Here is a 21,332-nt window from a genome sequence, read left to right as displayed (position 1 = left end):
GGCTGTGCTTATTTGAGTCAGCCGGATCTGTAGTTCAAGTTTGTTGGTCACTTGTTATTCGTTATTTGTCACTCGTCTCTAGGCGATCGCGAGTGCCTCCCCTGAGTTGGATACGTCTGGCACGATCACAAAGCTGTTGGCATCCAGACCTGAAGCCTCCACATTATTCAGGATGGCGAGGACTTCGCTGGTGCTGGTGATGCCCAGCAGGGTATTAGCACCGTCTTGGATCAGGCTGAGGTCAGCAAACACCAACTCGCCCTCGACCAAACCAATCTTGTCGATGCCGACTTCAAAGTCAGTGATGGTGTCGGTGCCATCGCCATTGCCGAAGACAAAGATATCGCTACCGCTGCCATTGGAGCCGTTATCCCCCGTCAGAATATCGTTGCCGGTGACGCCCATGAGGATATCGTCACCGGCGTCACCCCAAATGAAGTCATCGCCCGCATCACCGCTGAGGATATCGTTACCCGCCTTGCCACCGATGAAATCGTTCCCCTCACCGCCAAAGATGATGTCGTTGCCGCCGGTTTCACCGTCTTGAGGCGATCGCAGGTTGAGGTCGCCCCTGAGCACATCGTCACCGCTGCCCCCGGTGAGCACATCATTCCCTAAGCCACCCGCCACAATGTCATCTCCTCCAAGGGCATCAATGGTATCGTTAGCGGCTTCAGTCACTAAGGTTTCGCCAGCTTCAGTCCCGACGAGGTCAACACCTTCAGCATCGGCAACCGTTTCGAAGAACGTTCCTGTAAACGTGGTTGTTTCAGGATTGATGATGACGCCGTCCGTCAGAGAGGTGATGGTAAATTCAACGGTCTCAGTCTGTCCCGCAAAGTCTTCGATAATGCCATCATCATCCAAGTCTCGGTCATCCGGAAAATTGAAGAGGGGCACAGTGAGAGAAGCTGTTTGCTCCAGTAGAGTGATCTCTGCATTTGCCAATTCAAAGTTGATAACATCCACTTCGGGAATAAGACCCTCAACTTCGAATTCCGTGAGGGAGAAACGAGTTAAGCCGTCGGGTTCACTGGAGGCAAAGTTAATGACCGGGAACGCTCCCTCTTCAATGGGCTGATCGGTTGTAAAGGTGATGGTTAGCGCCTGTGGCGACTCAACTTCCCCAGGCATGCGAGTTCCCAATTCTTCGATGAAGGTGGTGGTGCTGAATTCGACCGTCACTACGGTATCCGTGGGTGGGCCTATTTCCACGATGTCAGCATCAACGCGAGTATCACCAACATCAGCACCAATGGCGTCGTTGAGGTCCAAAACTGCGGCGAGTTCTGGGGCTAAGAGCAAGTCTGCATCGGCGATCGTCAGGTCATCCTCAGTAACGAGAAAGCGCTCTGGAATACTAACGTCAAAAAGAATGTCAATTCCCAGGCCATCTTCGAGGGTATCGGCCACAAAGAAACCACTGGTCGTGTCGCTGACGCGGCTTTCATCAAACTTGATCGCGAAATCGCCGATAGTTAGCAGGGTATCTCCCCCAACCAGGAAGGTGATATCCCCCGTGTGGTTGATAGTGCCGTCAGTGGTCAGAGCGGGGACAGCATCAAAGGTGAAGTCTGTCGTGGCTGGATCAATCGCAAATCCCAGCTGGAACTCGTTGGAAAATGGATCGGCAGTGGGGGTCGCATTTTGAATGACTAGACCCGCCTCTTCAAACAGGGAGAAGTTGAGGAACAGGCTGGTCACCCCGTCAACGACCCCAAATGAACCGTCTTCATTGTCAGGCAGGGAAACGGTCATGGGGTTACCCAAGTCATCCAGGGTATCTTGCAAACCATCAATATACGTTTCACCTACCCGACCCGTCTCAACCAGCTCAGCCGTGGTTTGGGTAAAGAAAGCAACGTCCTCATGAGAGCTAAAGCCAATGGGGAAGCCAAACTCATTGGCCCAATCATCAACGTGAACATGGGGCGGAGGAACCTGACCTTGAGAATTGAATTCTGGACGCGACCAGACGTTGAGACCGCTGAAGCCATCGTCCACCGCTGTTTTTTCACCAATGTTCAGTCCATCGGGGCCGAGGAAGTAGCCGTCTTGCAGAATTTCCTGCGTGTCGGTGTCAAAAGCGAAGTTAAATTCAGGAAAGGTGAGATGGTTGTCCTCGTAGGTTCGCAGCAGGTTGCCGTCGGGATCAAAGAAGGAGACGTCGAAGGATTCCAGATCTTCTTCACGAACAATGCCGTCTAGATAAGACTGGTTTAGGTCGAAGCTAAACTCGCCCGCCACTCTGAATTCAGCAATCTGCCCGGTCCACTCAAATTCGTAGGTGACAATATCGGGGGTGGGTGGCTGGATGGTGCGGCGATAAGTAGGTAGCAGGTCGCTGACCAAGTTACTGCTGGAACGACCGTTGAGCAGCTCTACATAGGTGATTTCTTCAAGTGGGGAGTACCAAACGTTGGATCGAAAGCCTAAGGTCTGCCCCCGATGAACGTACCAGAAGCGATTGCGCGATTCCAAGGTGCCGATACCCAGCCCATAGGTGTCATAGTTAGGCGAATTGACGGGGATAGTGTCGAGCATTTCTTCCAAGGTTTCTGCCTGGAGTAGCACACCATCCACCAGCAGCTCGTCGAAAAAGTCAGCCAGGTCTTCCGTATTAGAAATGATGGACCCAGCTGAGCCTGTCCAAGACAGGTTAACAAGGTTGAGATTGTCGAGGACACCGTTACTGTCGAAGTCCCAATAGCTGTTGATGTAGCCGCCAGGAATCGCTTCTTCGCCAAAAACAAAGGTGTTGTCTAGCTCAAGGGGATCAAGGATGCGATCGCGAATCTCCTGCCCATAGCTGTTGCCCGTCACCGCCTCAATCACCAGTCCAGCCAAAATGTAGTTGGTGTTGGAATATTGCCAATCGGCTCCGGGAGCAAAGACCGGATCGACCCCCCCGATAAAGCCGAGCAGCTGCTCAGCCTGCCAGTCCTGCACAAACAAAAGGGGATTGCTCATCGCCTGAGTCGTTAGCACATCCAAATAATCGGCAATGCCACTGGTGTGATTAAGGATCTGCTCGATGGTAATGTCGCCCGCGTTGGGAACCAATGCCGTAATTTCGGGGGCTAGGAAATCGGTCAGAACGGCATCCAGCGAGAGCTGATCTTCGTCCACTAGCTGCAGGATGGTCGTAGCCACAAAGGTTTTGGTAATGCTGCCCGCTTCGAAGCGATCGTCCGGCTGGAGCGCAATATTATTTTCTACATCAGAAACTCCGGTAGCTCCAAACCAGTCGCCTTCAGGAGCAAGAATGGCGACCGCAGCACCGGGGACTTCAGGCGGAAGATTGTTATCGAGCGCTTCGTCGAGGGCTGTAGTTACGCGATCGGGTAATGCCATGGGTTGTCTTCCTCTGAATCAATCGGGGTTAACGTATGGATTTGAGCGTTGGGATCGGGAATGTGGTCGAGGCTCGGTTCAAGCGCCAGAGAGTGAGCTTCATGTAATGGGAGTCGATGGGCAATCCTTTTTGAGGCAGATTTGAGGCAGAGATTCTATCCAACGAAAGCTAAGCGAAGCTGAACTCACTACAGCTACGCAATTACCGCTATCTCGAAGGGGTACTTTGCCGCCCGTTGAGAGGCCATTTGGGGTTCGCTGTTTCAGCACTATCCGAATTCCTTTTGAGGCGCAGACGATACGGTCTAAAATCTGACTGACTGTAGATTCAAGCTAATTGCGTGTAGTTGAGCTTGGATTTTGCTGAGATAAGGCTTTGAGCAAAGATGAAGGCCGGAAATCTGAACTAGATTAACTTAGAGAGCACGTCTATATTGAGTTATGGTATCCACTGCAAGCTGAGGCAATCTGGTATGAGCAACCGATATGTAGAACAGCGTGAGAACGTTTACTGGATTGCAAACACCCGAGTTTCGCTGGATTCAATCGTCTCAGCGTTCTTGCAAGGCTTGTCGCCTGAAACAATTGCCACCGAATGTTTTCCTGCTTTGACTTTAGAGCAGATATACGGCGCGATCGCCTACTATCTAGGCAATCGTTCCGCAATTGATGCCTATTTGGAACAGGCGGAAGTAGAATTTGCGGCCCTGCGGCAAGCGACACATGATCAAGATCAACCTTTCTACGAGAAACTGATGCAAGCCAGACGCTCACTGTTAGTACAGCAATGAAAGTTCGTTTCCAGGCTGACGCTGATTTGAATGAAATCATTGTTAGGGCCTGCCAACGCGCCGAACCCAAGATAGATTTCCAAACAGCTGCTTCTGCTGGCATCCTTGGGGTAAGCGATCCAGAGATTTTAGAAATAGCAGCTAAGTTGGAGCGAGTGCTAGTCACCCACGATCGCCGAACAATGCCTGCATACTTTGCGGAGCGATTGACCGACAATGCATTTAGCAGTGGTGTTATCGTTGTGCCACAGTCTATGACGGTGCGTGCAGTCGTTGATGATTTGGTACTCATTTGGACAGCTAGTGAAGCTGAGGACTGGAACAATCGGATTCGGTTTCTACCTTTGTAATAGGTGAGACGCTTGATGCTCACCTTTTTGGGATGTACGCACTCAACAGTCCATAAGGTTGACAAGGGCTGTTGGTTAGAAGCTAGGGTTCAGAAGACCCCTAGCTTCTAGAGACAATACCTGGTCTAAACTAGCGCTAGCGCCTCATCCGGGTTTGACACATCGGGAACAACCCTAAAGCTGCTCTCATCTAGGGCAGAGGCTTGAACATTGTTCAGCACTGCCAGGACTTCGCCGCTGCTAGCCACACCCAGTAGGGTATTCGCCCCATCCTGAGTCAGCGTTAGGTCAGCAAAGACCAGTTCACCCTCGACCAGACCAATACCGTCTACGCCGACCTCAAAGTCGGTGATGGTGTCGGTGCCGTCGCCGTTGCCGAAGACGAACAGGTCGCTGCCGCTGCCGTTGGAACCGTTGTCGCCAGTCAGGATATCGTTGCCGGTGACGCCCATGAGGATGTCATCCCCGTCGTCACCCCAGATTTCGTCATCGCCAGCGTCACCGCTGAGAATGTCGTTACCGGCTTTACCACCGATGCGGTCATTGCCCTCGCCACCAAAGATGATGTCGTTACCGCCCATACCACCGTCCTGGGGGGAGCGGGCGTTGAGGTCGCCCCGCAGCACATCATCCCCGTCGCCACCAAGAATGATATCGTTGCCCAGGCCGCCTGCTACAGTATCGTCACCGCCCTGAGCGTCAATGCCATCGAGGCGATCGCTGCCAACTAGCGTATCGTCTTCAAAGGTTCCAACTTGATCAATCCTGACGGTGTCAGCTGCGAATACCTCCACTCGTGCTCCTAGCTCATTCAAGTCAGCGCGGGTGCTGCCCACATAGGTTTCGCCAGTGCGCCCCGAATCTAGGAGTTCTTGGGTGGTACGGGTGTAGAAGGCGACGTCTTCGTGGGAACTGAAGCCGATAGGGAAGTCAAATTCACCTGCCCAATCGTCAATATGGAGGTGAGGTACTGGTGTCTGTCCTCGCGAGTTAAACTCGGGCCGCCCCCAAAAGTTGAGGCCGCTAAAGCCGTCAGCCGTTGGCGTTTTCTCACCAAAGTTGAAGCCGTCTGGTCCCAGAATAAATCCATCCTGTATCAGTTCACGAGTGCCGATGTCGAAGGCAAAGTTGAAATCGTCGAATGTCAGATGGTTGTCTTCGTAGGTGCGTAGCAGGTTGCCATCAGGGTCGAAGAAGGAGATATCAAAGGCAATCAGATCTTCCTCGCGGACAATGTCTTCGACGTAGGTTTGATCGCTATCGTAGCTGAAGGTGCCCTGAACGCTAAAGCCAGCAATTTGCCCCGTCCAGTCGAAGTTAAAGGTGGTAATACCTGAACCTTCAGAGAGTTCAGCCCACTCTTCTGGCAGCAGGTTAGCCAGAATATCAAAACCGCCGTCGCCGTCCGGCTCAAGCACATAGGCAATGCCCTGCGGATCAGGGTAGATACCTGTGCCCGCTTCAAACAAATCGTCGTGACCCACAATGATCGTGTTAGTTCCAGCTTCAGGAACCATGGTCAAGAAGGGTGTGACATTGGCCCGCATCTCTTCGATCTGGGCGTCGGTGTAGTCCTCAAACGGCAGGAAATTTAGGGCAGAGTCTTTTTCATATTCGCCAAAGGCGATCGCAGCCGTTTCAACAGCACGACCGTAGTCGCTCGTAATCACATGATCGTAAGGAATATCAGAGAGTTCAAACCCTTCACCAATCGCCAGCGACTGCTGCACGCCGACTTCGCTCAGCACCCGTTGCGTTGAAAAGTCATCGACATCAGCGGTTACCTGATCGGCAAAGTCTCTTTCTGTTTGAGCATGTCTAAAGTAAATAACATGACCACCCTCTTGCAGCTTGTCTAAAAGGGCTGCGCCTTCTAGCTGATCGACAAAGTCGGCGTTGGCTTGCTCACCAGGGCTAAGTTCGCCTTCATAGGTCGGCGGCGATGTGACAAAATCAAAGCTATCTCCTAGGCTCCATCCGTCAAAGCTTTCATCCCCAGTAGCTACCGGATCGGTTATGCTGCTGGTCAAACGGTCGAAGTCTGTTGTTATGGGTGCGTCTGCGGATAGCTCAGCCCATTCTTCTGGCAGGAGATTAGCAATGACATCAAAACTACCGCTGCCGTCTGGCTTGAGCAGATAGGCGATGCCCTGGGGGTCGGGGTAGATGCCTGTACCCGCTTCAAACAGATCGTCATGGCCGACAACGATGGTATTTTCTCCTACTTCAGGAACCATCGTCAGAAAGGGCGTAATGTTGGCCCGCATCTCTTCGATCTGAGCGTCGGTATAGTCTTCGAATGGAAGGAAGTTGAGGTCAGAGTTTTTCTGGTATTCGCCGAAGGCGATCGCCGCTGTTTTCACGGCCCGACCGTAGTCACTGGTAATCACGCCATCATACGGAATTCGAGACAGCTCAAATCCTTCACCAATCGCTAAAGATTGTTTTATCCCAAACTCACTCAGTACCCTTTGAGTCGAAAAATCATCAACATCGGCGGTCACCTGATCGGCAAAATCTCTCTCCGTTTGAGCATGTCTGAAGTAGATGACATAGCCCCCTGCTCGTAAGTCATCTAATAATGCTTTGCCTTCTAACTGATCCACGAAGTCAGCGTTCGCCTGTTCCCCAGAAGAGAGTTCACCTTCATAGGTCGGTGGTGGGGTGACGAGGTCAAAACTATCCCCACTCTGATAACCTTCACGTCCAATATCTTGAGTCATGGTTGAATTCTCTACGTTGTTTTTGTTTTCCGATCCGTTGAGAGGGGCGCTATGCGTAAACAAGAGCAACCTTCTCAAAAACTGCTGCATGCTGGACGTTTGTCTGCGTCGCAGCACACGAAATCCCATCCCCCAAGGGCTGGGAGATGGGTTGGGAGTTGAGGGCTAGACTAGTGCCAGCGCCTCATCAGGATTAGACACATCGGGAACGATTTGGAAGCTGTTCTCATCCAGAGCAGACGCTTGAACGTTATTCAACACAGCTAGGGTTTCGCCGCTGCTACTAACACCCAGCAGGGTATTCGCCCCATCCTGAGTCAGGGTTAGGTCAGCAAAGACCAGCTCACCCTCAACCAGACCAATACTGTCTACGCCGACCTCAAAGTCGGTGATGGTATCAGTGCCATCGCCGTTGCCGAAGACAAACAGGTCGCTGCCGCTACCGCTGGAACCGTTATCGCCGGTCAGAATGTCGTTACCAGTAACGCCCATGAGGATGTCATTACCCGCGTCGCCCCAGATTTCGTCATCGCCCGCGTCGCCGCTGAGGATATCGTTGCCGGCTTTACCACCAATGCGGTCATTGCCTTCACCGCCAAAGATGATGTCGTTGCCGCCTATGGCAAAATCTTGAGGACTCCGTAGGTTCAGGTCGCCTCGCAGAATGTCATCACCTGCGTCACCTAGGATAATGTCGTTACCGAGACCGCCCGCAATATTGTCATCACCTGCAAGACCCGCGATGCTGTTATCAGCATCGTCCCCGACTAGGGTTTCGCCCTCGTCAGTACCGACAACTTCAAAATCATTGATGGTTAACGTGACGCTGCCCGTGTCCGCAGCAACCTCATAGAGTTCGCCATTCAAGACATCGAACGTTAGCGTTTCTAAGCCTTCGTTAGCGCCATCGTCGAACACATCTAGCGTGAGAGAAGCGTTCGGGTCCGTCAGCGTCACGAGGAAGCTGCTGCCCTGACCATCGTAAACTTCGGGGAAGCCTGCAATGCCGTTTAGTTCAACTGCTGGATTGTTGTTCTCATCGAAGATGACAAACTCACCCAGGGCAAAGGGTGTGGGGCTATCGACAACGACTTCTAGACCTTCTGTTGGGATTTCACCCTCCACCGTGAAGTTGACAGTGAGACTACCGCCTTCTTCGAGTTCAGTGGTGCTGAGCGAGATTCCGACAGTGGGACCAACGCCTGGGCCACCATTGCCATCGACTAGGGAGACTGTTACGCTGGCCGCGCCTGGATCAACCTGGTAGCTAGATTCCAGCAGTCCACCCTCGTCGGACAGGATACTGAAGGTGTAGTCTTCAGGCGTTTCCTCAATCACATCATCCAGGATATTGAGCGTCACTGTGGACGTATTTTCCAGCAGCACAAACTCAAAGAGGGAGGATTGATTGGGGTCGAAGAAGTCGCCTAAAGCAAATCCATCGATAACTGGGTCGCCCACAATTTCATCGAAGATAGGAACAACGTCACTGCCGTCGAACAAGATGGGCAGTCCGCCATCGGGAATTTCACTCTCGACTGTGAAGGTCAAGGTGACTACTGGGTCAGGGTCTTCCTCAGAGATTTCTATGGCATTCACCGTCATACCGACAACAGGGGCAGGCGTCGTTTCGACGAGCGTTGCTTCAAAACGGTACTCACCCGGTTCGAAGCTGCCATCAAAGATCCAGCCGCTGCCGCTGCCCTGTGTATTGGGATCGTAGAAGTTGTTGCCTAGATTGCTGATACCAACGTAGTAAGTCCCTGTTTCAGGGGCTTCAAACTCCAGATATGCATCTCCATTGGCCTGGAAAACCTCATCTGGGGCGGCTCCGTTTTCATTGATGGCGACTTCGTTACCGCTAGCATCAAAGACCCGTAGAACGTTGTCCATCAAAGACCCTTCTACCCCTGCGTTGCCGGTGCCACCAGCATCGACGTCAAGGATGACAGTCTGCCCAGCTTCCAGATCGAAGGCATACATGTCCACGTCTTCAGAGCGATCAATCAGATTACGGGTTTGTCGGGTTGTACCAATTTCACCTGCTACGAGATAAGTTGGATTATCGACACTGAGCCCAGTTGCAATGGCATCAGCGATCGTGTCATTCAATTCCTCTTCGGTTGGAATCGTGGGGGGTTCTCCACCACTGCCGTCGTCTGGTGGCAGCACGACAGAATCCGGATTGTCAGCGATGGTAACGGTAATTTCGCCAGCCTCGGGAGCGATCGCATATCCCACTCCTGGCTGCACAGCGAAGGTAAATTCCTCAATCCCTTCCAATGCGTCCTCAGCCGGAATCTCAGGATTGGTTGTTTCATCGAAAGCAGACAAGGTGATAGTCGCTGTCTGTTCAGTGATCTTGAAGAAAAAGCCACTGGCCTGGAAGTTAGGGGCAGGAAATTCACCCCCCGTGATTTCAGCATTGAAAACGTCGAATTCACCTAGAGCTGACCGTTCGCCGCTATCCACATTGACAACAACCCCTTCAGCGGGTGGTGGAGTATCCAGCGTGAACGTTAACGTTGTTAGAGACCCTTCAGATTCGATGAGTTCAGTTTCACTGACCGCAATGCCCACCGTAGGAACAGTCGGAAGCGCGGGCACATCGGTCAAGACATCGTAAATAGGTGCGGAGAAGGTGCTATCGCCGACGACGTAACCCGCAGCAGGTTCCAGGGTAAACGTAATCGTCTCAACGCCATCAGTTGGGGCTTCCTCTGGGCTGGTGAGATTGAGGTTGAGGATAGCGGTATTGCTGAGCAGATTAACCCGGAGGCCGATGGGTGCACCCGTTTCGTCGTAGACCGCACCTAGCACCTCGGCCCCACCTGGGCTAAAGGGTGCCCTTGTACTGAAGACGTTGGCAAAATCAGCGTCACTGGTTAAGAAGACCTCAATTCCCTCCTCAGGAATCATGCCTTCGACATTCAGTCCCAGCGTCAAAATTGACGCACTCCCATTTTCTACAAACTGCACCAGAGCATTGGCAATCAGATTGTCGTCGGTATCGTAGGTAGCGGCTGTTGCTGACAATGAAACCGTTGGCCCATCACCCGTGCTATCCGGGATTTCAGTTGCCTCAGCCACGAACGCTTCATTCAAGGTCAGATTGAGGGTGTAGGCACCAGAGCTACGTCCTGTACCGCTGCCCGTAATGTTGGGGTCGTAAGGGGCGTTCGTAAAGCCAAACTCTCCGTTGCCAAAGCTGCTAACTCCTACGAAATAGGTGCCTGCCGTTTCGGCTGTAAACTCCAAGTAGGAGTCTTGGCGACCTGGCGCAAAGAGTTCATCGGGTGCGAAATCGTCATCGCTTTGGGCAAGCTGGTTCCCCTCAGCATCGAACAAGCGCAGAATGGTGTCTGGGCTTTCATCGTTGGAGCGTGTATTGCGGGCGTCAATGTCTAGGCGCAGCACATCTCCAGCCCCTAGATCAACGGAATACATGTCTACATCTTCGGTATTGTCCGTTCGCAGAGATAGGTCAGAGGTGAAGAAGTTGCCGTTGAGTCTACCCTCGACGGTAACGCTGTTGCTATTAGCGGTCAAACCTGTGTCTGTAGCCGAGTCAATCGTGTCGCCGATCGCATCCGTGTTGCCAGTATCTTCAATACCTGGCGCTGGGACTTGGTCAGCCGTATCCACAATCGTGAAACTGCCTGAGTTCGTTTCAGGATCGACCTGATAATCGGCATCATCACTGGGTTCGACTAGCGTAAAGACAACCGTTTCTGCCGCTTCCGCAAGACCGTCATCAGCCACTGGCAGACTAATGGTTGCCGTTTGTTCAGTAATCGTGAACTCCAACTGCTCCGGCGAACTCTCTAGCACCTGAATGTCACCGGAAATGCCGGTTGTCGTAATGCCAGATGGATCAAAGTCGTCTAGACCAGGCGTCTGCACCCGAACGGTTACCCCTTCTGCTGGCGGGGGAGAACTTAGATTAAAGGTATGAACTGAAACCGTACCTTCTGCCTCGACCAGGACCTCAGGGGATGTTTCCAGGCTGACCTGAATCTTGGAAGCATCAGTCTCCTGCACCAGGACTGAAACATCCCCCGCATCGTCCGCGATGGTATAGCCTGGCAGCGGCTGTAGTTCGACATTGACTGCCTCTAGACCCTCTACGGTTTCGTCTTCCCGAGCCTGGAAGGTAATGCTGGCACTAGACTCCGTCATCTTGAAGAAGAAGCCGCCCGCGGTACCGTCTGGTGCAGGGAACGAGCCACCTGTGGTCGTGGCATTCAGCAAATCAAAATCAACAATGCCTGCAAACTGATTGTTGGAGACGAAGACAACCAGTCCCTCCGGCGGAATTTCGCCGTCTACCGTGAAGTTGAGCGTGCCCGTGTCACCCCCTTCAGTGAGAACCCCCGTATCGCTGGTAAACCCGATGCTAACTTCAGGGGGATCAGTCGGCGTTGGCAGTTGTGAAGCATCCTGGTAAAGCACTATCGTTGCAGGCGTTTCAACTGGCGTGTAGCCTTCCCCTACCGCTAAAGCAAAACTGACATCGATCGGCAGTTCACCGTCTGTTGGGTTAGCAAAGCCCGTATTGAAGTTGACCACAGTATTGCGGTTATCGAGTCGCACTTGCAGTCCCATGGGACTCCCATCTTCACCGTAGATGGCTCCCACGACCTGACCGCCAAAGGCCGTTGGCACAAAGTTCGATCCTTGGATAAACTCCGTGATGTCGAGCAGGTCGGTCTCTACGTTGACGACTAACCCATCTTCGGGTACAGGGCCATCAGCGCTAAGCAGCAGACTCAGAACTGGGGTGCCACTATCAGACAGCACTAAATTAGGCGTAACCAGTTCACCCTCTTCGCCAAACGTACCGGCGAGAAGATCAAGGGACACCGAAAGCCCTGTATCACCCGCATCGAGGATGTTAACAGTAACCTCACTAGCATTAGCGTCTACCTCGTAGGCTTCACCATCAACAACTTCAAAGGTAAAGACCTCATCTGCCTCATTCTCATCAGCACCTTCGTCAAAGGCGGCTAGCGTGATGGTGGCCGTGGAGTCAGTCACTTTGACGACGAAACCGCTGTCGCCATCCGCTGGAGTCGGGAAGCCATCAATGCCCGTTGTCGTCACATTGGCGACGTCGAACTCGGTTAGGCTTCTAGCCCCGCTTTGGGTGCTAGCCGCATCATTGATTAGGACCTCTAGACCCTCTGCTGGAACCTCACCGTCTACTGAGATGGTCAATGTTACGGGATCGCCCCCTTCAATCAGCGTGGTCGTGTCTACGCTGAGACCGACCGTGGGTCCGACTGGTTGCGCTTCATCGGCGATCGTCAGAGTAACGCTTGCCGCGTTCGGGTCAACCTCGTAAAGCTCACCATTGGCCAGCGTAAACGGAATCTCTACGGGTTCTTGGGCGACGATGTCATCGAAAACCTCAAGGGTAATTGAAGCATTCGGCTCAGTGAGCGTAGCGATAAAGCTTTGCCCCGTTGTATCTCCGGGACGCAGATTAGTGACCCCCGACAAATCCAGCGCGTCGAGGTCGGTCAAAGCAAACTCCCCTAATGCGGCACTGGCTGAGCTTTGAACCAATACATCCAAACCACCGTCAGGCATGTCACCATCAACGGTGAAATTAACAGTGAAGGAATCCCCTTCAGTGAGGTTGGTTTCAGATACGGAGAGACTGATAGTCGGACCCACACCAGGTCCACCATTATCATCATTGATCGTGAATAGAGTAGCGTTTTTGTCAGGATCAACCGTATAGCCGTCACCTTCTGCGAGTTGGAAATCGAAGGTTGTTGTTTCTTCAATCAGATCGTTAAGAATAGGCAAATCGATGGAAGATTCGTTCGCGTCCAGGCGCACGAAAATGCGATTGTTCGGTACATCAAAGCCAGCAAACCCGAGATTGTTGAAGGCGGCTCGGTCGTCATTGGCGTCAAGCTGGTCAGTGATGCCAAAAAGGTTGTCAAAGTTGACCACCAGGCCATCGTCAGGAATTTCACCTACGACGGTAAACACCAATTGCAGCAGGCGATCTTCGGCGCTACCTTCCTCAGAGACCGTAGCCGGAATGGCCTCAAAGCTGACAATAGGGAGCCCACCCGTGCTGGCGTTAACAGTGACGGTGCCTTCGTCAGTCCCGCCCTCGCCATCGCTAACGGTGTAGGTAAAGCTATCAGCGATTGGGTCTGTATCGTCGGCAGTATAGATGAAGGATCCATCTGAGTTGAGGGTAACGGTGCCGTTGGCAGGTTCAGTTGCGATCGCCGCCGTCAAAGTATCTCCATCTCCGTCCGTGTCATTGCTCAGAACCCCTGATGCAGCAGTAACCTCTAGCGAGCCTGCCGCTGGGCGAGTGTAGGTATCGTTGGAGGCAACGGGTGCAGTGTTTTCGACAACTCTGGCTTCGGTTACGTTAAAGGCCAGGGTGTAGTCGCTTTCTGCGCCCAGTTGCTGAAGAGCGAAGGTGTAGGTGCCGCTGGGTAGAGGACCGTCAAAGCCTTGGGCATTTAGACCGTTGCCAATCTCATCAAGAATATCGGTCCCAATTTGCCGAGAGTTGCCGAATAGGGTGTAGCCCAGGATGTTCTCTCGGATGGCACTGTCATCAAGGGGTTCAGTGAACGTGCTACCTTGTTGCACACCGATGAAGCCGACGTCGTTGGGTGAGTAAGCCTCTAGAACTAGAGACGATAGCTCAAAGCCTTCAGGAACGGTGACAGTGACGTATTCTTGATCGCTATCACCTGTAGAGGCCGTCAAACGGGTGGTGCCTTCGGTCAGCGGCAACGTTAGCGGATTGCTAGGATCATTGGAGATATCCCCACCAACTGCCTCATCGTAACCTGAAGCACTTGTCGGCAGTTGACTCACGTCATCTACGAAAAGCACAGTACTAGAGGCTGCATCGGGATCGATCGTGTAGTCACCAACGCCTGTGATGGCGGCCTGATCTTCAGGGGCAACCTGGTCAGCCGTTCGCAGCGAAAAGACCGCTTCCACTAACCCATCAAACGTCTCGGGTAAAAAGGTGTCTGGCTCGTCGTTGTCGAAGACGTTCAGAGTAACCGTACCAAAAGTAGCTCCCTCAATGATTTCGACCGCAAGCCCAGAATTATCAAAATTAGTTTGGGTTGCGAAAACATTTAGATTTTCAAATTGAGGATTTTGAATCGCCGCAGGCAAATCAAGACGATTGATGATTTGTACGATATCGCTATCAATATAAACCTTTAAACCTCCTGGTGGGGCGGGCTCATCTAGGTCAAAGCGAACGGTCAAGGCAGTACCTTGGTCTTCGACCAAAGCATTGAAATCACCATCAAAGTTGGTCGATGTTGTCAGACTAACTTGAACCATGGGGACGTTACTCCAATTTCAGACATGTGAAACGTATTCAAGAGACCGATGAAGCTGATCGTCGGATTGACAAGCGATCGCTGTTTCACAATCGGCGTGTAGATAGGCCGAACAGTGAGCAATACACTGCTCGAAACGACATGAGCTAAACATCACGGGTCGCACTGCTACTTTGCCGAGAAAAAATGCACCAAAAAGTGAGCCGCAACTGGATTGCGACACTCTAGAGAGCGCACGGTAGACCTATCAAACAGCTAAAACTGCCGCAGTCTTGAGAGGCTACGTGAGTCGATGTTGAAAGGGCCTGTTAGCAGTAACTGTGAGTTTTGAACGTGTGGTTATCTTCTATCCTCAAGCAGCTCCTTAATGAAATCTGCTCTCAATAGCTCAAGGGAGATAGTATCATTCATACTTGAATTTTTGGGCAATAATTTATGTATTTATTGTGAAGCTCTCAGTAGATATTCGCAAATCGTTTGTCCAGTATATTGATTTTTAGTAGCAATTTTAACTCAAGCGAGCGCTATCCTCCTTATCTCAGGAGCTTTTAGAAAGTTTTGATGTAGAAATGCGGAAAAGAGTTTTGTACAGCAATGCCACAGGGCTATGAGATAACAGTGCCGCATATTGATTCTATTTCTCAATAACGGATTGCTCATTGTTCATATAGCGTTACTAAACCACGTCAACTGGGAGTGCTCTGAGTAACATGTGCAGACTGACCCCATAACCACCCAGTTGAGGTCACGGACAGTGCACTAATAGTGACTGTGAATGCGCTGACTCGATCTCAGGATCGGGGCCGTAGTCAGCCATGTTTGGTCCTCATACTGGAGAGCTAATGCCTGCACCAAAGATGGTCAAGACAAAGTGATAGAGCGCTGTTCGATTCTGAAGAATTGTCGCGGAAGTGCAACGAAGTTGCTTACTCCCAGAGTTGCGGGGAGTTCTGGTCATCCCAGTTTGGCACGCTGAAATTACCGGAACCTCAGGCTTAGGAACGGGAACTTATTTAAGTATCAACTTTGAGCTTTGGATTCGCCGATGACTCAATCATTCAAAACTCAAAAGTGAGAACTTAAAATTCATTCGTTCCTTAGCCTGCAAAGGCGAGTGAGCGTGACGACTCAGAATTTCTCAAAGAGAGGAGTTTGTAAGTGAGGCAAAGCAGAGGCGCTCACGCCCTCGACAAGAGTACGCTGCAACATCGGATTATCACGATGGGAAAAACCGACTTCGCTATCGGGATGAAAGACGACAGCGGACAGGCCGTTGGCTTCGGTGCAAAATCGGTGCTCCTGATGGGCAGAAATCACAAAAATATCTCCAGGCGCGATCGCCTCCCGCCTCCCCTTAGGCTATTAGCTGGCTTACTGGTGGGCTATGGCGGACTCATTGTGTGGCAAGGGCTGCGGCTGATCGTGCTGGTAACGGGAGTGATTACGGGGCTGGCGATCGCTGCGTGGTCTTGCCTGCCCAGTTGGCAAGACCCTAACTTGGCCACCCTCTCGACTAACCTGCTAGAGCCCGATGTTTGGCAACGGCAATTAGACGAGGTAGCACCGCTCTTACCCACTCCGGCTCAGTCCCGATGGCAGGCTGCTGCACAACAGACCAGCGCAATTCATGCCCTGGTAGCCCACATTGCCCAACAGGAACCGACCTTCCCGACTTACTCGAAACGCTGCATACCGTATTGGAACTTGCCGACCAGATGGGGCGGGCCTTGCAAACCACTCAGCAGATACAGACGCCCCACTACCAAACCCTGGCCCAGCAGCAGTTACAGCGCAGCCAGACTCGGTTACAGCAAACCCACCAACACTTCAAGAACTGCATGACCAGTTGATGCTGACGGATCTGACCCGGCGATCGCACGCGGCTGTTTCCACCGTTTCAACCCGGCTACAGCTAATCACCGCAGAAAACGCCAAAAGTTTATTGGAGACACCCAAATGATGAAACGCAATATTATCAGGGGATTTGCGATCGGGCTACTGCTCAGCATTGTGGCAAGGATGGGCAAGCGCTGACCGTTTCCGACCTGGAATCGCCCCAGATCAGCTCCACCTTCAATGCCTTTCAGCAACAGGTCACGCTCACTGCCCCCGCCTACTTGGACGTGAAGCAAATCTGGCTGCGCGATCCGCAGGCGTTTCAAGTCATCGTCATGTCCTACCAGAGCTATGTAGGGCTAAAAAATCAACCGGGCTTTGAGCAACTCGCCTACGTGCCCTTCGGCATTGCCGAGACCTCTCCCCTGGTGGCCTTTGACTGGACAACGACGTGGCTCCTCCACTCCTTGTGGGTATTACCAATTAAGGCGTCGCCGCCAGCAATGGCCTGGTTTTACATAATGCTGGTGTTGCTCGGCGGCCAGCGGCGTCTGGGTATGCTGATAATTATAAAGATGCACTGGGGATGATGCACTGAGGCTGGAGTCTAAGGACTCAGAGCCAGGGCCGCTTGGTCAACATTGCCGATTCAGCTAACCGTATTCGCCCGCTTATGTCACGGCAAACTATAAAAAATCGCATCACGGTTCGCTCGGCTGTTGATACAGCCCAGACCGAAACCATCAGTTTGGCTCAACACAAACAAGATCAGTGGTTTCGCATCCTGTTTCGGATTCGAGGGTCCGTGGTGGTTTCAGTGATTCCGCGCGTGCTGGTCTGCGTCATTTTTGCGGCGGTGATTACGGGTCTATACGCTGGGGGCATAGGGGTATCGTTGCCAGTTTTAGGCAACCTGGTGCCTAGTATTGTGCTGGGTTTGTTGCTGGTCTTTCGGACGAATACTGCCTATGAGCGATTTTGGGAAGGTCGCAAGCTGTGGGGCATGCTGGTGAATACGGTACGCAACTTAGCCCGGCAAATTTGGGTCTCTATCATTGAAACATCAGCCACCGATCAAATGGCCAAGGTGCGTGTGCTGAAGTTATTGGTAGCGTTTGCGATCGCGGTCAAATTGCATCTGCGAGATGAATTGCCGGATGCCGAAATGGGTGCCCTGCTGACTCCTGAGCAACTCGACAAATTACATTCCATGCATCACCCACCGATAGAAATTGCGTTTTGGATTGCTGATTATCTGCAAGATCAACATGACCGTGGCCACCTCAACACTTACCAGCTCGCGAGCATGATAGCGCTGCTAGACCGCATGGTTGATGTGCTTGGCGGTTGCGAACGGATTTTGAAGACCCCAATTCCGCTAGCCTACTCAATTCATCTCAAGCAGCTAGTCCTGATTTATTGCCTGGCATTGCCCTTTCAGCTAGTCGAGACACTCGGTTGGAGCACTCCCTTAATAGTCGGTTTGATTAGCTTCACGATTTTTGGCATCGAGGAAATCGGCATCGAGATTGAGAATCCTTTCGGTCACCACTCTAACGATTTGCCGTTAGATGACATTTGCCGCACCATGCATCGCAACATTCAAGACCTGATCACGTTGGCCCCGAGCTGCAGTCAGTGGCGATCGCGATAATTGAAGCCAACAGCAAACCTCGTCGAACTCATGCCGAACCGCATCCACATCCGGCTCCACCGTAGCCGTTCCACTCGTTGTAGAGTACCCGTTACAGATCGACGGTAGTGCCTTTTAGTAAAAGACAGAGGAGAAGGTGTGTTTGAAAGGTAGTTGCTGCTCAGGCTGTTCGTAGCCGCTGAACATCCTGAATGGGAGGGGATCCAAACATGCGAGAGTATTCTCGGCTGAACTGGGAAGGGCTTTCGTATCCCACCTGATAGGCGGCGTGGGTGGCGTCGGCGTCTTCGGTCAGCATCAGGCGACGTGCTTCAACTAGCCTCAGGTGTTTTTGATACTGCAGTGGACTCATTGAAGTGACCGTCTTGAAATGACGATGAAACGAGGAGACAGACATATTGGCTCGCTCTGCTAACTGAGCAATTACGGGCGCGAGCAGCGGTATCGGAGCAGCCTGCGCCAAGCTACTAGCCCAGAACCGAGCAAAAGTAGTTTTAGGAGCACGACGAATCCAAAAGCTAGAAGAGATTGTTGAAACTATTCGCACGCAGGGCGGTGCAGCAGAATACAAGGCTATGGACGTTGCCAACCGTGACGATATGAAAGCGTTCATTCACTTTGCCAGGGAGCAGTTTGGGCGCGTTGATGTGATTTTCAACAATGCGGGGGTGATGCCACTGTCGCCCCTGAATGCTTTGAAGGTTGAAGAATGGGACACTATGATTGATGTCAATATTCGTGGTGTGCTCAATGGCATTGCGGCGGGCTTGCCTATCATGGAGGCGCAAGGCGGTGGGCAGTTTATCAATACGGCGTCAATTGGCGCTCATGTGGTCGTCCCGACAGGGGCCGTCTACTGCGCCACGAAATATGCGGTTTGGGCCATCTCTGAGGGACTGCGCCAGGAATTGCAAAATATTCGCGTCACGACAATCTCTCCTGGTGTCGTCAGGACGGAGTTAGGCTCTGACATTACAGACGAATCAGCGAAAGGCGCTTTGAGAGATTTACGCAAAATTTCACTCAGCCCGGATGCGATCGCTCAAGCAGTTTTGTACGCCGCATCCCAACCCGATGATGTTGACGTGAATGAAATCATTGTTCGGCCAACGGCCAGTGCGTTCTGAAGAGAATCAGTCAAATCATAAGACCGTTATCGCCACCCCAAAAGGACATTGGGAGTAAAGAGAGGAGGCTCATCTAACAATGCTTGCTGAGCCTCGGGCTGGCGTCTGGGAAAAGCTGCCATATCCAGTCCCCGGCATAGGCCTTGAAGTCAGCGGTGGGATAAGCACTGCAAACCAGGTATGCACTGTGAGCATCGAGGTAACGGCGATCGCAGTCTTAAATTTTAGGCATAGAGCATCACTATCATTCATCCCTTAGCCAACTCACTTCGCCAAGGAGCGTTTTCGACCCTTGCACTATTCTCCATACATTACGGGCGACTGTCGTTGTGCAGAGACTGTTTTGGGTGACGAGGCCACAATTTTCGCAAGAGACGATAACCAGCCCGAAATCCATCCAGCAAACGGTAGGGCACTCGTAGAGGCAAATGCGAGAAGATGGGACGATAAATCCATCGATAAGCCCACTTCAAATCTTGCCAAGCTAGGCAAGGGCTTTGGTGCAAAAAATCAGAAATATCAACCACTAGACCCCGCCCGCCGCTCACCATAACATTGCGACCATGCACATCGTGGGGAAACAATCCGCGACTACGGGCATAGTCCAAGGCCCTATCAATGTCTTGAATTACCTGAGGCAGAATAAGAACCCCTCGGTGCATACAGTCGTACAGCGTGATGCCATGAAGGCGCTTAAGGACTAAAAAGTTAGTCCCACTGGCATAGCATTCTGAAAACGCCGGATGATGGCCTAGACGTCGATAGACCTCAACTTCATCAGCGATACCAGGGCGTCCCGGAGCATAGACCTTGACTACCTGCTCTGGATAATCAGGGTGAGCAAAAACTGCCGCGTAGTTCCCTGCCCCTAAGCAGGTCCAGGGCGTCGATATCCGATAGACAACAACCGGATTGTGAGGGTCCTTGCTTTCCAGATGGAGCGTTGGCAATAGTTCCTGCTGAATAGACGCAACCAAAGACTGGATGTGATGATGCATGACAGAGGCCATAGACTTTCAGACCATCTTCTGTTTCGGGAGGGGACTCCCAGCTTAGCGATGAGAGGAATTCTGGGCAGCCCTGATTGGATGGGTCGGTCTTGTTCTTCAACGTAAGCTTTGAATTGTTCTACGGTAACACCATTGCTAGATGCTCGTGCAGGCAACCAATTGCGGTATCAATCCCCGGCTGCTCTCGTCCCGAGCAACGAACTCAGCTCACTATGCTGAGTGACGGACGTGCAGCAGCTGGGTGTGACTAGTGACTATACATTGGCCTTTAATGTGTCTGAGGCAACGGTAGAACCCCGGTTGAGCCTCCTAGTGGTCTACCAGTTGTTAGTTTTGAAGCTGTTCCTGCCACCATTCCTGAGGAAGGCACCGCTGAAGAGCGACTGCTAAGGCTAGAGTTTACCGTTGCGGGTGAGATTCCTGAAGGTGGTCTCGTGGTTCTCCTTGAGAACCTCTTTGGTATTACCGATCAGGCCGATAGCGAAGATGATCGAGCCGCTTTTGAAGGCTTGGGCCTAGCACCGCCCTTTGACCAGGAGAACAACATCATTGGCGTTCGTCTGCTAGAAAACCAAGCTGCAATCCAGCTGCCGATGATTAACGACCTGGTTGAGGAGACAACTACCTTTGACTTCCGCTTGCTCGAAGGCGATGGCTATGTGGTCGCTCCGGACCAGAACGCAACGCTATTTACCATCACTGACGACAATGGTGGCCCTGGCGTTGGTCCCACCATCGGCCTATCGGTATCTGAAACCAGCTTGGCAGAAGGTGATACCTTTACGGTCAACTTCGCGGTGGATGGCGCGATTCCAGCCGGGGGCATTGATGTCTTAGTAACAAGCGATGAAAGTGTCAGTGGCCCCCTCGGACAGTTTGAATTATCTAACCTTGATGCGCTGCAGCTGTCTGGTGTTAGCAACCTGCGCCCTGGAGATGACCGTGGTCAAAGCTTTATTGCCACTATCACCGAAGCCAATGCATACATTACCTTAGATGTCTTTGATGACATTGTTGCCGAGGAGCCGTATTGAACAATGTTCAAGCCTCTGCCCTGGGTGAAAGTGACTTTGTCACAGTGGCCGATGTCTCGAATCTGGATGATGCACTAGCGCTGATCTAGACAACGCAAAGACCCCCCCAG

General features: G+C 52.1%; 13 protein-coding genes. 8 read left to right on the top strand and 5 right to left on the bottom strand.

Features of this window, described 5'->3' with window-relative positions:
- Positions 1-78 precede the first annotated feature (78 nt).
- Positions 79-3,354, bottom strand: coding sequence for a serine hydrolase (locus tag PN498_RS14335; protein ID WP_272063497.1), 3,276 nt, complete (start codon positions 3,352-3,354; stop codon positions 79-81).
- Between the two features lie 473 nt (positions 3,355-3,827).
- On the opposite strand from PN498_RS14335, the gene PN498_RS14330 reads away from it, so the two are divergent.
- Both PN498_RS14330 and PN498_RS14325 read left to right on the top strand, forming a co-directional pair.
- The gene (locus PN498_RS14330) at positions 3,828-4,145 is read left to right on the top strand and encodes a DUF433 domain-containing protein (RefSeq protein ID WP_272063496.1); all 318 of its coding nucleotides are present in this window, start codon (positions 3,828-3,830) and stop codon (positions 4,143-4,145) included.
- Positions 4,142-4,495, top strand: coding sequence for a DUF5615 family PIN-like protein (locus PN498_RS14325; RefSeq protein WP_272063495.1), 354 nt, complete (start codon positions 4,142-4,144; stop codon positions 4,493-4,495). Before PN498_RS14330 ends, PN498_RS14325 begins: the two co-directional genes overlap by 4 nt.
- 125 nt (positions 4,496-4,620) lie before the next feature.
- On the opposite strand, the gene PN498_RS14320 is transcribed toward PN498_RS14325, so the two are convergent.
- Both PN498_RS14320 and PN498_RS14315 read right to left on the bottom strand, forming a co-directional pair.
- Positions 4,621-7,218: a histidine phosphatase family protein gene (locus PN498_RS14320; protein WP_272063494.1), complete on the bottom strand. Its 2,598-nt coding sequence runs from the start codon at positions 7,216-7,218 to the stop codon at positions 4,621-4,623.
- Between the two features lie 165 nt (positions 7,219-7,383).
- On the bottom strand, positions 7,384-14,562 hold the full coding sequence (locus PN498_RS14315; protein ID WP_272063493.1) for an Ig-like domain-containing protein: 7,179 nt from the start codon (positions 14,560-14,562) through the stop codon (positions 7,384-7,386).
- Between the two features lie 26 nt (positions 14,563-14,588).
- Here PN498_RS14315 and PN498_RS14310 point away from each other — a divergent pair, with 26 nt between their 5' ends.
- The 4 genes from PN498_RS14310 to PN498_RS14295 all read left to right on the top strand — a co-directional run bounded on the left by PN498_RS14310 (position 14,589) and on the right by PN498_RS14295 (position 18,051).
- On the top strand, positions 14,589-14,711 hold the full coding sequence (locus tag PN498_RS14310) for a hypothetical protein (protein WP_272063492.1): 123 nt from the start codon (positions 14,589-14,591) through the stop codon (positions 14,709-14,711).
- A 1,008-nt stretch (positions 14,712-15,719) separates the two neighbouring features.
- Positions 15,720-16,403 carry a hypothetical protein gene (locus PN498_RS14305; protein WP_272063491.1) on the top strand — a complete coding sequence of 228 codons (684 nt, stop codon included), beginning with the start codon at positions 15,720-15,722 and terminating at the stop codon, positions 16,401-16,403.
- Positions 16,404-16,684: 281 nt separating this feature from the next.
- On the top strand, positions 16,685-16,987 hold the full coding sequence (locus PN498_RS14300; RefSeq protein WP_272063490.1) for a hypothetical protein: 303 nt from the start codon (positions 16,685-16,687) through the stop codon (positions 16,985-16,987).
- Positions 16,988-17,070: 83 nt separating this feature from the next.
- A complete protein-coding gene (locus tag PN498_RS14295; protein ID WP_272063489.1) occupies positions 17,071-18,051 on the top strand; it encodes a bestrophin family protein in 981 nt (326 codons plus the stop codon).
- A gap of 160 nt (positions 18,052-18,211) precedes the next feature.
- On the opposite strand, the gene PN498_RS14290 is transcribed toward PN498_RS14295, so the two are convergent.
- The gene (locus PN498_RS14290) at positions 18,212-18,598 is read right to left on the bottom strand and encodes a helix-turn-helix transcriptional regulator (RefSeq protein ID WP_272063488.1); all 387 of its coding nucleotides are present in this window, start codon (positions 18,596-18,598) and stop codon (positions 18,212-18,214) included.
- On the opposite strand from PN498_RS14290, the gene PN498_RS14285 reads away from it, so the two are divergent.
- Positions 18,495-19,178, top strand: a complete 684-nt coding sequence (locus tag PN498_RS14285; RefSeq protein WP_272063511.1) for an SDR family oxidoreductase — start codon at positions 18,495-18,497, stop codon at positions 19,176-19,178. The genes PN498_RS14290 and PN498_RS14285 overlap by 104 nt on opposite strands.
- A 311-nt stretch (positions 19,179-19,489) precedes the next feature.
- Here PN498_RS14285 and PN498_RS14280 read toward each other — a convergent pair whose 3' ends face one another.
- The gene (locus tag PN498_RS14280; RefSeq protein ID WP_272063487.1) at positions 19,490-20,188 is read right to left on the bottom strand and encodes a hypothetical protein; all 699 of its coding nucleotides are present in this window, start codon (positions 20,186-20,188) and stop codon (positions 19,490-19,492) included.
- A 434-nt stretch (positions 20,189-20,622) separates the two neighbouring features.
- On the opposite strand from PN498_RS14280, the gene PN498_RS14275 reads away from it, so the two are divergent.
- Positions 20,623-21,222, top strand: a complete 600-nt coding sequence (locus PN498_RS14275; RefSeq protein ID WP_272063486.1) for a hypothetical protein — start codon at positions 20,623-20,625, stop codon at positions 21,220-21,222.
- Positions 21,223-21,332: the final 110 nt, after the last annotated feature.

Source organism: Oscillatoria sp. CS-180 (assembly GCF_028330965.1).
Classification (GTDB): Bacteria; Cyanobacteriota; Cyanobacteriia; order Phormidesmidales; family Phormidesmidaceae; genus Halomicronema.
The sequence above is the reverse complement of the archived record's forward strand: the minus strand, read 5'-3'. Positions and strand labels throughout refer to the sequence as shown.

Excerpts from the sequence above, each read along its gene's own strand:
- PN498_RS14335 (WP_272063497.1), bottom strand. The coding sequence starts at position 3,354 with ATGGCATTACCCGATCGCGTAACTACAGCCCTCGACGAAGCGCTCGAT.
- PN498_RS14330 (WP_272063496.1), top strand. The coding sequence starts at position 3,828 with ATGAGCAACCGATATGTAGAACAGCGTGAGAACGTTTACTGGATTGCA.
- PN498_RS14325 (WP_272063495.1), top strand. The coding sequence starts at position 4,142 with ATGAAAGTTCGTTTCCAGGCTGACGCTGATTTGAATGAAATCATTGTT.
- PN498_RS14320 (WP_272063494.1), bottom strand. The coding sequence starts at position 7,218 with ATGACTCAAGATATTGGACGTGAAGGTTATCAGAGTGGGGATAGTTTT.
- PN498_RS14315 (WP_272063493.1), bottom strand. The coding sequence starts at position 14,562 with ATGGTTCAAGTTAGTCTGACAACATCGACCAACTTTGATGGTGATTTC.
- PN498_RS14295 (WP_272063489.1), top strand. The coding sequence starts at position 17,071 with ATGTCACGGCAAACTATAAAAAATCGCATCACGGTTCGCTCGGCTGTT.
- PN498_RS14280 (WP_272063487.1), bottom strand. The coding sequence starts at position 20,188 with ATGGCCTCTGTCATGCATCATCACATCCAGTCTTTGGTTGCGTCTATT.